Source organism: Flavobacterium davisii (assembly GCF_042182265.1).
Classification (GTDB): Bacteria; Bacteroidota; Bacteroidia; order Flavobacteriales; family Flavobacteriaceae; genus Flavobacterium; species Flavobacterium davisii.
Map to the genome: position 1 here is coordinate 1,206,529 of NZ_CP097869.1, position 14,448 is coordinate 1,220,976.

The following is a 14,448-nucleotide window of genomic DNA, read 5'->3' on the forward strand; positions in this document are numbered from 1 at the left end:
TTTTAGTCATTTTTATTATGATTGAATAATTGCATTGTCATCAAATCTAGTTCAAAAGGTTCTAATAAGGTAAAAGGAGTAGGTTTACCCTCATTTGTTTCTAATTCAATATTAAACACCCCCTTTGAACTGAAATTTCCTAAATACGTACCTTTAATACCCGAAAAAAACAAAGTTTCTTTTAAGTATAAACCTTGTTTTTCTTTTTCTCTATTAATTGGCTCTTCTTTATTGTAATTATATTCTATTTTCATACTTATCGTACCTTGCATTTCAATATTTAATTTTGCTTCAATTTTATTTTGCATTTTGAAAAAATTAAAATCTTTTTTATACTCACCCTTTATTCCTGCAAAAAACCTAATCTGCTCTTTGAACAATACTTCATTTTTATTTACAAAACCATTTTTTAAATGATCTATAATAGTTAATTCTTTTGTAAGCGGATTTATAATAACATTGTGCTCAAAACCAATTTCGCCTGTTACTACTATTTCGCCTGTAACTTTTAAACCTGCTGCGTTAAGGTATTTTTTGATTTTGGAGTTATTAGGGGCGTTTTGCTTTAATTGTTCTTGTACTTGTGGATCGTTAGGCGTTTTGGCGTTGGCTATATCGATTCCTTTGTCCATCAAATCGAGCAAATCAAATTCTTTTTTTATCTCAACGGCTACTATTGGGTCTGCTTTTACATTGACTTCATAGAACATTGCCATATTGCGGTTGGCTAATTGTTTGTAGTACATCCCTGCATTTATGGCAATACTTGGCGGGATAATTTCTATATCTACACCGCCTTTCCGTTCTGCTATTTTTTCAAGGGCTTTTATTTTGCGTAAAACCTTTTGAATTTTCTCTGCTTTTCCTGTTAGGTTTCTACCTCTAGTTAAGTAAGTGATAATGATTTCTATAACTATCGTAAGTAATACCATGGCATAAATAGCATAAGCAGCGGCATACCTAGTATATTTTGTTTGAGTAATTAAATTTACTTCTGTGCCTTTTAATACTAATACTTCGCCTGCTTTTTCTATATCACGGTCGTGTATAACGTGTGCGCCATACTGATAATCTTCGGCTTGTTTTTCTATATAATCAAACAATAAATCTTGTGCGAATCCTGTAGGTAAATAACTCATTATTTTACCTGCCAACGAGTTTCTAAATTCGTCTAAAACTGTTTTTATACCCTGCTCTAATTCTAGTTTTTTATCGTGAAAAAAGTAATCGCCTTTTTCTTTAAAATTATATTGCAAATTGGCAATCCAAACCAAGTCAGGGTAGATAAGCATTTGTAAACTAGGGTAGGTTTTATCGGCAAAATAAGCGCAGGTGTGAAAGTTGATATAATATGAATAATTTAGGGTAGCACCAGGGGTTAAGTACTGTATTAGGTATGATAAATAAGTAGCAGTAAAATGTGGAGGTACAGAACTTTTTATACTCATATTTACCTGGCTACCTTTTACTAGAACTTTTTCTTCATTAACTTGTATTTGTATCTCTTTTTGATGGGGATCGTGATTACGCATACATTTTACCGTGTCATGGTCTATTAGAGTTAGCGTTATGTTTTTGGGTTTTAATGCGCTCCCTGCTAGGGTTTGATAAACTATCGCATTGCTATCGTATTCGTTATAATTAAATTCTATAATGGTACGACGATTTTTAGCGTGTTGGATTTCGGTAGTGGCTTTTATAGCGTTGCGTGCTTCGCCAAATCCGCGTGTTTTTATTCGCTCGTCTTTTAATCCTTTTTCAAGTAAATAGTTTTTTACGCTATGGGCTCTTTTTTCAGATAGGGTTTGGTTGTAATCTAGGCTTCCTCTGTCGTCTGCATGACCTTCTAGGATCATATTTAAAAAAGGATTATAAAGTAAAAAGTCTAGGAGTAGGTCTAGTGTTTTTCTGGCATCATTTCGTAAATGATACTGATCGTAATCAAAGTATACACTTTGACATACTCTTTTTAGGGTGGTGCGTTGTTTTTTTAATAAGGTTTCGCCTTCTTCAAAAATATAAAAAGGGTTTCCTGCTTCTGTAAGTTGTACTTTGCTTAATTTACAGGGATGGTAATTTTTTAGATTGGTTTTATTGTTACCTACTTTTAGAGCTGTAGTATTTTTGGGAGGCTCAGGCATTTGAAAAACTTGTTGGGGTTTTATACGTAGATATCGGGCGTGTATAATATCGCCGTTATGATCTTTTATGTACCGGCCGTTTGGTAATTTTACTTTTACATAAAATTCCATTACTTCTTTAGGAAATAAATGTTTACCATACCAAATAAGGGTATTGTTTATCTCAAGATTTATTTCGCCATCTGTTACATCAACTCCTACAATGGTTCTGGTAAGCGGATCAGATGCTAGTGTTTTATGAGCATATATTTCTATGGTCAGGTTTTTATAACCGTTTATACCTTCTGTATCTAAGTTTAGGTATACTCGTTCGCCATAAGCAAATTGTTTTTGTTGGGCTGCGGGAGTACCGTCACTACTTACAGCCCATTTACTAGCAGTTATGCGTGGTGGGCAGTATCCGCTAATGTGTAGGCCTTTATGATTTGTTTTGGAGTTGTTTCTATTGCCAGACAAACTAGCTTCAATAAAATAGGTAAATCCGCATAGTTTTTTGGGTATTTTGATACCATAAAGCATTGCACTATTGAGAACTGTTTTTTTTAAAACGGTTTTTCTATTGCCTTCTTGCCATATCCAAACGACATTTCTTTGTTTTTCTTTTTCTGGGGTTGTTTCTATCCACTCTATAGAAAACCAAACGAATTCATCGGGTGCAATGACCAGTATTTGGTTGGGAATTGATTTTTCTTTAAAAATAAGGCCTTTGGCGTAATGTATTTTTTTTATTCCTCCTATCATAATTTAGTTATTGTTAGGGGATTGGTGTGCTGTTTCTATTTCCTGGTGTAGAGCACTTTTTTTGTACATTTTTAAGGGATTTACCAAGGGATTAATTTGTTTAAGGATGTCCTTATTGGCATTTTTAAAATTTTGTGGACTGGCATTGGTGCGTTGCCCATGATCTATAATTTCAATACACGGAGTGCCAGCTATAGCACATACGGCTTTGCTGTTTTCTAAAATTAGGTTTCCACCGTTGCTAAGAGTTACTTTTTTATAAAAGTTTTTCCATTCTGTTATAACGGGTTTACAAGGAGGGGCGGGATTACCCATTTTAGGACAGTTTCCAAAGGTGTTTTTTTCTAAGGTGGCACTGCCTATTTCTTTTGTTGTTACAATGAGTTTTTGACTACCTTTAGGATCATTGGCGTATTCTTTTTTGTGTGAAAGAACTTTTATTTTATCAGGCATTTGCCCATATTGGCACTGGCACTTGGCTCCTTGTACCACTACATGTTTTTCTGACATTGATTTGTTTTTTAGTTTGTTTAAAAAAGATTTCCCCAAAAACCTTTTTTCTTGTTGTTTGTTGTATTTTCGTCTACTAATAAGTTAGAACTTTTGTGAACATAAGGTGTTTCTTTATTTGAAATATCAGATATAAGAACGGTTATTTTTTTGGTTTTGTTTAACGATATACTGCATTCTAAATAAATGGAATCGGGTACCGCCGTATTAGGATCTAAAAAAGCTTTGAGAAAAAAGTGTCCAGAGGCTTTTTCTTCTTCTTCGTTTTGTATAAATGAGTAATGTTGTTCATTTATAAATTCATTTTTTGTGCGTGGATCATGTAGTATTCCTTCATAGGTGATATGAATAAAATTAGATTCATTTAGATAAGGATTTATGGTAGCTTGTACTTTATAAGAAGGTTCTGTGTAATTGTTTAGAATAGGGAATGTTATTTTCTTTTCTGTTTGAAATTCTTTTCCGTATTCAAAGCAATAGCCAAGGAAGAGTGTTCGTAAAAAATAATCGTCTAGCATATAGGTATTAATCCTTTCTGGATTTTCTAGAATATTTTCAATTTCCTGAAAATATTCTGCTACCATGTTCCCTTCAAAGTTTTGGAGTATGTTGTTTTTTATGATTTTCCAACGTTTGGGATAAACGGTACATTTTGCGACTTGTTCCCAATTTCCTTTTTCGTCTACCATAAGGTGCATAGGATAGAGTACCTTGGCAGTTTCGTAGGCAAGGGTATCAGCTATGTTATTTATTTCTTCTTGGTTTACAAATGGTTTTCCGACAGGATTTATTTCAAAAATGTGACAGTTTTCGAATTTTTGAACCCATTTTACAGTGGTTTCATATTTTATTTCATTTTCTTCTTCCTCTTCTTTTATTGTAATAATAATGCCATACTTACAGAAGGTATTGATAGGATTATAAAATAATCCATTGTTAGATGAAAAGTTTACATTTTTTTGTTTTTGTAGAGTATTGGAATTTATACTTGTTTGCTCTTTTTCAGTATCGTTGGGTATTATAAGTTCTTTTTGGTGTGTAATATCATGATTTAATAAGTTTTCATAAGTACAATAGTTGTTATGATGCCATTTTAAGGTTTCTACACGAATACCTAATTCTTTTGCTACTGATTCTAAAGTGTCACCTTTTTTAACGCTATATGTAGGCCAAGTAAAACGCATACGTTGATTTAAATGGTATTGAGGGTATAAGGATATACATTAGAAGAGATTTTTTTTAAATTAATTAAGAAGCTATCGCATAGATAATGCCATTCTGATTCTTTCATTATATCGGTTATCTCTGTATTTTTATGTAGATATATATCTATTGTTCTGGCAAAACCTTCTTTTGTAGAACTTTCTTTTTTGGTTCCTTTTTTTATTTCAATTTTTGTAATAGTATTTTTAAAATGATTTAAGGCGTATGCCTTAATATCGGCTATTGTTACTATTCGTCCGCGGGTTAATAAGGAGTTTCTATATTCTAGTATTTTATCTTTGGTAGATAATCCTTTTCTCCCTCCAACGGTAGGGGTTACTAACATTATATTTTTTTCTAGTAGCATTATACCCCCTTCTTCTAGTGACAAAACGGAGCCCATTTTTATATCGTTTGCCTCATCTCCTAGGGTTGTCCAAAAGGCTATATTACAAAAGAAACCAGATTCATCTTTAGCGGTGGCATTAACGGTTAAGTAAGGATTATTGGGTCTTTCAAAATGTTTTTCTTTGGATAGCTGATACAAAGCGGCAACATTTTGATTAATCTGTTTTAGTGTTTCTCTTGTAGCATCGTTTCCTATACTCATAAAAGAAGCTGTTTCATCTTTGATAAGTTCTAGTAGCTGTTGTAAAAGATCGGAGGCTCTTCTTTGATCAAAACGAGAAACGCCACCGTGTCTGAGTGTAATGGATCCAGATTTGCTATCATCATAATTTTTTAAATCGTAACGATATCCTTCATCATTAGAAACATGGTCTAAGTCTAAGAAAAATTCATCGGAATCTATGGGAACTATGTTTAAGGCACCTGTAACTCGATGGGAGGCTTTAGAAATTTTTTTGTTTACGACAGGTAGACAGTTGAGTGTTATTGACACGTTTTCTAGCACGTCATTTCCTATTATTTCGGTTAATTCAACTCGTAGCCATATAATAGATTGTTCTTCTTCTAATTTGTGATTTGGAAAATAGTTTTGGAATAGCGCATCTGAATTGTTTTTTTCTGCTTGATTGATGGTTCCGCTTAGGGTGAAAAAATGAGGTAGATAAAAATTATTTATCCTGTTGTTTATTTGGTCTAGATTAGAGTAATTTTTATGAACAATATTTTCAAAATTAAAAGCTTCTTCAGTGGCATTATAACCTTCGTTAAAGGTAAATTCTTGATTTCCAAAGTGTATTTTAGCTTGTCGTAAATAGTAAAAAAAGAGATCTTTTTGGTAACTGTTATTGATGTTAACGTAAAATGTTGGGTTTATAATATTTTCAGTATCGGAACATTTTAGACCAATCCATAATTCACCTTTAGGAATAAAATTATTAGAGGAGGTGCTAATAATATCATTAAAAAAGAAATTATCTATTTTTTTTAAGGAATTTCCATAGGCTAAATATGCTACTTTAGCGGTAGTTAGTGTGGTTTCTATTGTGGGACCAAAAAAGACTTCTTTTTGTAAAACTTCGGTTGGATTATAAATATTGGTAATTTTTTTAGTTCCTTTAAACCGATTGTATTTTGATATTTTTACATTATTTTCTGTTGGGAATAATTGTACTATAGCACTGGAAGGCGTAACACCTGATACTTCTTCAGGAAACATTAGGTCGAGTACTCTTTCAATTATTCTTGACCTAGAATCTTCTAGGTCAGTGTTTAGTTTTTCTAATTCAGAAGCACAAGCTGTGAGTAATAATCCAACAATAGGATCAAATGATGATTCTGTTTGTAATTCATTAAAGCCCCATAGTCTAGATGCTTTTCTTAAAATACGATCTTTTATGCGTTCTTGATTCATAGGATTTTGTTTTAGATTGCGGAAGAAAATTAATAGGATAAGGGACCAACAAAAAATGAACTTTGGAAAAGGAAGGCTCTATTGGTTTCAAAAACTTGTCCTTTAACACTAAAAGAGACGCATTTTTTAATTCTTTTTTTACCTATGCTACCAATATTTATATCGGATATAACAACATCAACATCTTCTAGAGAGAGTCTCTTTTCATAAGTTGAAATTGCATTTTTTAATGTGTTTGTAATCGTTTCTTTTAGGATGTTGTCCGTTTTTAAAATATCAAAATCCATTTCCCATATTTCGGTTCCATAGCTGTCATTAAATTTGCATTCGCCAAAAGAGGTAGTGGCTATTAAAAAAATGTGTTGCGCTATTGATGTATCAATACTAATGTTAATAGCATCTTGTTTTCTTATGATTGCGTCAAAATCAATCGGTATTTTAAAATATGAACCTCTAATCATGCTTATAGATAAATTAATTTTTGAATACTTCCATTTTCATTTACTTCCATTTCTTTTGGAATTTTATTTCTTTTAATTATTTTTAGTTCGACTTTAGGTGTTAGTTTGAGGAATTTTTCTCTATAAAGAATATCACCAATAAAGCTTTTACCGTCGTTATTATCTACAATGATAAAATAGGGGTTATTTTCAGGGATTGTGATTTGATTAATATTACCCGAAAATAGATATACTTTTTCTGGATTATTAAACTGATATATTAAGCTATCATGCGAAATATTTCGATATTTTGATAGGTTTAGTATTTCGATTTCATCGTTAGGTTCATACGGAATGTTTTCATATAAGGATGAGGTTTTGTCAAAATTCTTAAATCCAAAAAAAGACAAAAGCCCTTTTTTGGTGTTTTTTTTAACGAAACTAAAAATATCTCTTGTTACTTGATAAACGGTAGTTTCGTTTGTTTTATCATCACTAACAATCATCTTGTAAGTTGGAATTTCTACATTTTGGTTGTTAATGGTTAGAGAAATTTTACCTACTTCTAAATCCGAAATGGTTAAAGAAATTTTATGTGTTCGAAGTTCTGAGTCTGTTTTTGAAACTTGTCCCATTTCTCCTTTTCCTCCATAAAAAGGGGATCCTGGGTTGTCGGTCATTCCTAAGGATAAATTAAGTTGAGGTATTGGACTCATTATTTTTTTATTTTATAAGTTTTTAAGCAAATTAAATCCTTTACTATTTCTTGGTTTTGAGATTTGTTTAATAAAATTTCATAATTTTTATGAACAGTAAAAACTTTTATACTATTTAATTCTAGGCTTGTGAGTCTTTTAAAAGTTCTTCTACTTAATTGATGAATAAAAATACCATCACAATTTATGGGGAAATGATTTTCTAAGTGTATCACATCCCCATTTTTAAAGTTGAAATCGAAAATCTTTTTTTCTTCAATGCAAACACTATTATCATGTACTTTGAAATACATGAATATTTTACGTTTACGTTTTCCAAATTGTAATGTAGTAAAAATACCATTACTATTATTTACTATTAAAAGTATAGGATTGGGACTGGCAAAAAAACGGCCATCTAATTTTTGTCTAGTTTGCGTAATGTGACAACTATCTATTACTGTGTTTTTTACATTTTTTTGAGCAACACAATAAAAACTTATCATGTAAAAACATAGAAATAATTTTTTTAAAATATTCATTGTTATGCTTTTAGGTGTTTATTCTGCTTGTTGATAGATTTGTCTACAAACTTCCAAATCACGCTTCATTTTGTCGTATTCATCTTTTAGCGTTTTGTTTATAGTACTCAAACTATCCATTAATTTATGGTTAGTTGCTAATTGTTTGACTTGCTTTTTTGCGTCAATCAGATCTTTAAATGCCATAATTGTGTTATTATACATTATTTTATTTTTTAATGTATCTTTAGGTAGTTGATTATACATTTCTGCTAATAACGAAAGGGCGAGCTTTTCATTAAAGAAATCATTTTGACCTGGTGCATTTATAGAGTCTACTGTTGTTTTAACTTTTTCTAATTGAAAAGAAAATTTGTTTTGAATTTCGATTTCCTTTTTTAGTTTGAAATTTTCTGTTTTTAATAACTCATTTTCTCTGAACGGGAAATAAGTGTTAAACAGTAGTGCTGACATAAAAACAGTTACGCTTATTACAAAAAATAGTACAAAAGATACGAACGCTTTAGAACGTTCTTTTTTATTAAGTATTTCCATGGGTTAATCTGCTAAAAAACTTTTACTTCTTTTTCCATACAATAGACTGTCTCTTTCTTCTGTAACTTCCGATACGAAGATATTACCATCTCGTTTCTTGCCTATATAATCTAATCGGCTTAGAGAAGATAATAGATTTTCAAATACATCTATAAATTTGTAGACTTTGGATACACTAACGTCTATTTGATTATGATTATAATTGTTATTTATTAGTTCTAAGAAAATATTTTCGAAAGATCCTTGATTAATATTACACCAATCTGCAAAATAGTTTAATAATTCTTCTTTTCCAGCTCCAGACTTTGAGTCAAAGAGGTTTTTAAGTATTCTAGCTAAACCAATAACTGATAACAACATTTCAGATGGTGATTTATGTTTTCCTAGCCATCTTGTTTTATTAATTTCTACACCTAAATAGTCTAATATTTTATCTGTTACTAATAACATCATCAGCGCTAATTCATTGGCTTGTTTTTTTGAATTAATTTTTTGAGCAATTTGTATAGAAAAAGCTTCTATCTGTCCGTAAAAACGGCTGATTTCGTTATATAATTCTTCTAATAGTTTATGACTTCCTACATATACAGATGGAGGGATATAAGTGTTGTCTATTTTTGATTCGTATGAATTTATTAAAACTTTTCCTATTATTAAAAAGTTTCCTCCTAAGCCTGTTTCATTCATTAATCCATTTTCAGGAATAAGGCTTAATAAGTATTCGGGTTTTGTAAAAGGATATCTAGGAGGGTTTTCTTCTGGGTCAGAATCTCCAAAAGGTACTCTCTTAAAGTAATTAACGGAAATGCAAACCCATAATTTTAATGTTTCATCTCCTTTAATTTCGTAAGAAGCTTCTAAATAGGCAGCGTTTGTATTTACTGTTTCGCTTCTGTCGTCTATTTCAATTCTAGATCCATTAGGTGTTATGGCATGACATTCTTGAACTTGTACTCTTAATGATTTATGACTATCTACCATCAAATTTAATTTGATTGGATTATCAGAAGGTAATAAGCCATAAGATATTAACGATGTGTGCAACCCCACTGCATCCTTTATCGAATCATTAATAAAGTTTTGAACAGAATTAAAGTGATTTTTATTTATTTTCATTCCGTCAATCCAATTGACAGGGAAATAATTTAGTTTTTCTATCATTCTTTTAGTTTTTTTGATTTTTTTAAATGAAAAACTTTTTTGTGTTAATTCAAAAAATGCCAATCAATGCTAATAAAAATACCGCTTAAATTTTAGTTTATTATACCCAAACTATATTAAAATTTAGGCTGTATTTTATTAACTTATAATAAGCTGTCTCAAAAGTCGATAGCTTGTCATTTTAACTTTTTCTGATTTCATCCTAGTCGACGAAATGAAGACTTAAGAGTGTTAACAGATAAGGTCAATCGCACGGTGTTATAATGAGATTCCTTTGGGTTAGGAAGACAAACTAAATGGTTTTTTGACTTTTGAGACAGGCTTATTAATTCTTATTTTTGTTCATATTCAGTATCCCATTCGTTTCCATCATCTCCTTTATGTCCATCCATTTTTATAAGGAAGTTTTTTGCAGGGAAATAAGGCTTCATGTGAATGTCTAAATGAATTCTATCTTTTTGTATAGGATCTTGTTCAAATCTTTTTACTTCAAAGTTTTCAATTAGTTTTCCTGGACCACTGATTGAATCTAAGAAACGAACAATTTGTCCCATAATTTCTTTGCGAGTTACGGCTGTAAAGTTTTCAAAGGCTCTTCTATTTAAGAAATCCATTAATACTTTTGTTACGTAATCAAAAACTCTAACAACAGAATAGGTTTGTAAACCTAAATTATCGCCATTAAAAAGTGTTTTGGCAGAAAATGCCATTACTTTTCCGTACTCATTTACCATAGGAATTAATCCAAGGCTTTCTAGATTTGCAATTTCACTTTTTTTCAAGTCAAATTTTACGCCATCTACTTCATTAATTCCCCCGTATTTTTTACCTGCTGTTACTTGTGACATTAATGTTTTGTACACTTTTCCTGCTAGGGCTGCTGAAGGGGCAACGTATAAATCTTCTGTTTCTTGAATTTCTTCAAATCGACCTCTACCAACAAGCCAATTACAAGTCATTAAAACATTTGAACGGTAAACTTCTCCTCCTGTTAAATAGGCCTGATCAAACATTTCCATAACATCATCTGGTTCGTCTAAGTGTTCAAAATCTGTAACCAGCATAACTTTATTTTCATGTGCAATTTTAGCCCATTTTTCTACTACTTTATTAGAACCTAAATAACCTGGAATTACTAAGATACCGTAATTGTTTTTTAAATCTAGGCGATCATAGTTATTTACTAATTCTGCATGAATTGTATCAATGAATCGAGTATTATCTAAATCTTTTAATTGTTCTAAATCAGAATTAATAACGGTAACATTTTTTACCTTATCCGTTTCTGTGTTTTTATAAAACAGAGCTATTGTACGGTAGTTGGTTTCTAATTCTTTGGTAACTTCTACTGCTCTTGATAAATTTTTCTTTAACAAATTTTCAGCTTCTTTTCTTTTGTCTTCGCAATTAGAAACGATATCCGTTATACTGGTTGCTTCTGAAAGGACATCAGACCAAAGTTTTAGTGTTTTCTTTAAAGATTCTCTTTCTTTTTCTTTATCCTTTTCAGTAAGAAAAATCTTTCTTCTTGCTTTTCTGTCAGGATTTAAATTTTGTGCTCCTTCAATGGTTGTTTCTAATAGATCAAAACCACCAAATTTTGCTAACTTTTCTAAGCTACTTTCTAAATTAGCTTGTCCCTTCTTTTGTTCTAAAACTGTACTGTCAACGTGTTGACTTTCTTTATTTTGTGCCATTAGTAGTTTGTTTATTTGTTTTCTTCTAGTTCTTTAATCAGTGATTGTAATGAATCTAATAATGATTTTTTTGCCTCAGGGTCTTCTAATGCTCCTTTTAAAATTTTGTTGCTCTTGAGTTGTTTGATAATTTTTTGATACTGGTCTTTTTCTGTTTCTAAACCAGTTAAGAAATTACTTTGTTGTGTAATTCCTTTTACTCCAAAATCGCCAAGATTTTTAAAATTTAAATTTTCCATTTTGGTAGAGCCATCTAAGTTTTCAAAATCAACTTTTATTTCAGGTTTAAAATGATCAAAAACCTTTTCAATAGTTGTTAATCCTTCTACTAGTTCTGGCTTTACAGGACTTTCTGCTGTTAATTTTTGTGCAATAATCGTTCTGTTTTGAGGGATTTCGCTTATTGCTTCGTTTGCGTCTAATGGTACTTCATTACCACCAATTCCATGATTTGATAACATAACACTTAATTTATTAGTTTAACTCTATATTTAATTTGATTTTTTCCCACAACAATGCTCCATTTTTTAAAGAAATTTTTACGGTGTCGCCTTCATTATATTCCATTGCAACTATTTTTTTAGCTAAAGGTCTTCTTAGTTTGCCTCTTATAATTCCTTTTAATGGACGAGCTCCGTATTTTGCATCATATCCTTGTTCTGCCAAAAATTCTTTCACTTCTTGACTTACGATTAAATTAATATGGATATTTTTTGCTAAATCTATTAGTTCCTTTTTTAAATGAATTTCAAATATTTTTAATGCGTTTTCTTTACTAATAGGTCTAAAAGGAATAGATTCTGTTAATCGACCTAAAAATTCGGGTCTAAAGTACCTGCTCATGATTTCAAGTAATTTTGCATGAGTAGGTATTTCATCTTTTTGAAAAGATTCAATAATAAAATCGGATCCAATATTGGACGTAAATAATATAATAGCATTAGAAAAATCGCCTTCTTTCCCTAATCTATCATGTAGTTTTCCTTCGTCCATTAATTGAAGGAAGACATCAAAGACAGAACTATGGGCTTTTTCTATTTCATCAAACAAGACAATAGAATATGGCTTTTGCCTAATTTTGTTGACTAACAATCCGCCTTCTTCATATCCTACATAACCTGGAGGGGCACCATACAATAAAGCAGCAGAATGTTCTTCTTTAAATTCGGACATATCAAACCGAATAATAGCATTTTCGTCTTGAAAAAGGAATTCTGCTAATGATTTAGCTAATTCTGTTTTTCCTGTTCCTGTTGGACCTAAGAAAAAGAACGAACCAATGGGTTGTCCTGCTTTACTTAGTCCTGAACGAGATTCTAATATGGCTTCTGAAACAATACTAATGGCATGATCTTGTCCAACTACTCTTTTGGCAAGAATTTTTTCCATGTCATTTAGTTTTTGTTTTTCTTCATCTTTTAATTTTCCTATTGGAATATTTGTTTTTTGTGAAATAATTAAAGCGAGATCAAGTTCTGTAATATGTGTTCTTTTTTCAGTCGCTATTTTTTCTAGTGTTTCGATATATTTTCGACAAAAATTTAGGATTTCAGAAATTCCTTCGAAGTGTAAATCCTGAATCGAAATGTCATGACTTGAGGTGGTGTAAAGAAAGCTTGTTTTGCTTAATAGATCGTTTAAAAACCATTCTGATTTTAACATTAATTCAGCTTCATCTATTTCACCAATATTATTCTCAATATTTTCAATTTGGTTAAGTAAATGCTCTCTTTCATTTATAAAAGTATCCCCTGTAGTTTTAATTACGGACATGGTATGATCTATCAAGTCAATTGCGGAAGCAGGCAGACTTTTTTCTTTCATATATCGTTTTGAAAAACGAATGGCTTCTTTTATAGTAGCATCATCTATTGTAATTCCGTGGTGTTTTTGATAATCTTGTAATGTTTGTTTTAACATTCTAAAGTGTGTTTCATCCTCTTTTTCCTCTAATTTGATGAGTTCAAACATACCTGATAGGGCTTGTTCTTTTTCAATTTTTTTAGTGTATTCTTCTATTGTTGAGGTTGCTAGGATCGTGAGTCCTTTTGATAATTCACTTTTTAACAAGTTTACTATGTTTGCATCAGAACCATTTCCTCCAAAAAGAGAGTGAAACTCTTCTATTATCAAAATAGATTTTGGAATGTATTTAAGCTCTTGTGCAATATTTTTTATTCTGTCTTCTATTTCACCTTTATATGATGCACCTGCAACTAAGGCTCCCATATCGAGTTCAAAAATTTCTATTTTAGATAGTAAATCAGGCACTTGATTTAATAATACTTTTTGTACAAAACCTTCTATTAAGGTGGTTTTCCCGATACCAGAATCGCCTAGTAGAATTACATTTTGTTTGCTGTATCTACAAAGTATTTCGGTAATATTATTAATTTCTAAATCTCTACCTATTAATAATTCTTTTTTGTTTTTTAATCGAACTTCTTGATTTTTGTCAATACAATATTTTTGCAAAAAGCCATTTTTATTGAAAGTAGAAGGGGCTTTTGACGTGTTTTTAACATCATCTTTAAGTAAATCATTTCTTGTTATAGGAAATGATTTCATTTTTTCAAAACTAAATGCAACACCAGGCGTAGAAATAGCAGCCATTACATGTAGTAATGTTATTTCTTCTTCTTGTAATTCTTCTCGTATAGAGTCTGCTTCTGCAAAAATTTCATCTATAATTTCGTCTGGTTCGCAATAATATTGATGGGTGGATTTTGGAGATTCTTCAATTTTAACTTCGGCCCATTCTTCAATATAATAGACATCCATTCCTAATGATTCTAATTTTTTTAGTAATGATAAATCTCTATTCAGAATAGCTTTTAGTAGATGCGCTCCATTGAAGTAAGAATTTAAATTGTCTCGCCCTATTTTTTGTGCAATATCTATTGCTTTATTGACTTCTGTATTATATGTAATTTCTTGATTCATTCTTAGTTTGTCTATTTAAAAA

12 protein-coding genes are annotated in these 14,448 nt (G+C 30.9%); all 12 read right to left on the reverse strand.

All coding sequences use genetic code 11. The annotated features are described in order from the left end of the window. Positions 1-2 precede the first annotated feature (2 nt). A complete protein-coding gene (locus tag NAB20_RS04985; RefSeq protein ID WP_375605623.1) occupies positions 3-2,882 on the reverse strand; it encodes an OmpA family protein in 2,880 nt (959 codons plus the stop codon). A 3-nt stretch (positions 2,883-2,885) separates the two neighbouring features. Continuing rightward, positions 2,886-3,392 (reverse strand): DUF4280 domain-containing protein, encoded by a 507-nt coding sequence (locus NAB20_RS04990; protein ID WP_127823485.1) that lies wholly within the window; start codon positions 3,390-3,392, stop codon positions 2,886-2,888. Between the two features lie 20 nt (positions 3,393-3,412). Further along, entirely contained in the window at positions 3,413-4,576 is a 1,164-nt protein-coding gene (locus NAB20_RS04995) for a LysM peptidoglycan-binding domain-containing protein (protein ID WP_375605624.1), read from the reverse strand. Between the two features lie 8 nt (positions 4,577-4,584). Next, the gene (locus NAB20_RS05000) at positions 4,585-6,414 is read right to left on the reverse strand and encodes a type VI secretion system baseplate subunit TssF (RefSeq protein ID WP_375605625.1); all 1,830 of its coding nucleotides are present in this window, start codon (positions 6,412-6,414) and stop codon (positions 4,585-4,587) included. Between the two features lie 29 nt (positions 6,415-6,443). Further along, complete coding sequence (locus tag NAB20_RS05005) at positions 6,444-6,875, reverse strand: GPW/gp25 family protein (RefSeq protein WP_105195999.1); 432 nt, start codon at positions 6,873-6,875, stop codon at positions 6,444-6,446. 2 nt (positions 6,876-6,877) lie between these two features. Continuing rightward, a complete protein-coding gene (locus tag NAB20_RS05010; protein ID WP_105196000.1) occupies positions 6,878-7,570 on the reverse strand; it encodes a hypothetical protein in 693 nt (230 codons plus the stop codon). Beyond that, positions 7,570-8,091, reverse strand: a complete 522-nt coding sequence (locus tag NAB20_RS05015; RefSeq protein ID WP_123901252.1) for a hypothetical protein — start codon at positions 8,089-8,091, stop codon at positions 7,570-7,572. The genes NAB20_RS05010 and NAB20_RS05015 overlap by 1 nt, the downstream gene beginning before the upstream one ends. Positions 8,092-8,109: 18 nt before the next feature. Next, a complete protein-coding gene (gene tssO, locus NAB20_RS05020) occupies positions 8,110-8,625 on the reverse strand; it encodes a type VI secretion system TssO (RefSeq protein WP_088391477.1) in 516 nt (171 codons plus the stop codon). Between the two features lie 3 nt (positions 8,626-8,628). After that, complete coding sequence (locus tag NAB20_RS05025; protein WP_088391499.1) at positions 8,629-9,786, reverse strand: hypothetical protein; 1,158 nt, start codon at positions 9,784-9,786, stop codon at positions 8,629-8,631. A 332-nt stretch (positions 9,787-10,118) separates the two neighbouring features. After that, a complete protein-coding gene (locus tag NAB20_RS05030; RefSeq protein WP_127823487.1) occupies positions 10,119-11,483 on the reverse strand; it encodes a DUF5458 family protein in 1,365 nt (454 codons plus the stop codon). Positions 11,484-11,494: 11 nt separating this feature from the next. Continuing rightward, the gene (locus NAB20_RS05035) at positions 11,495-11,944 is read right to left on the reverse strand and encodes a hypothetical protein (RefSeq protein ID WP_088391473.1); all 450 of its coding nucleotides are present in this window, start codon (positions 11,942-11,944) and stop codon (positions 11,495-11,497) included. A 13-nt stretch (positions 11,945-11,957) separates the two neighbouring features. Continuing rightward, positions 11,958-14,426 (reverse strand): AAA family ATPase, encoded by a 2,469-nt coding sequence (locus NAB20_RS05040; RefSeq protein ID WP_105196008.1) that lies wholly within the window; start codon positions 14,424-14,426, stop codon positions 11,958-11,960. Between the last annotated feature and the right edge of the window lie 22 nt (positions 14,427-14,448).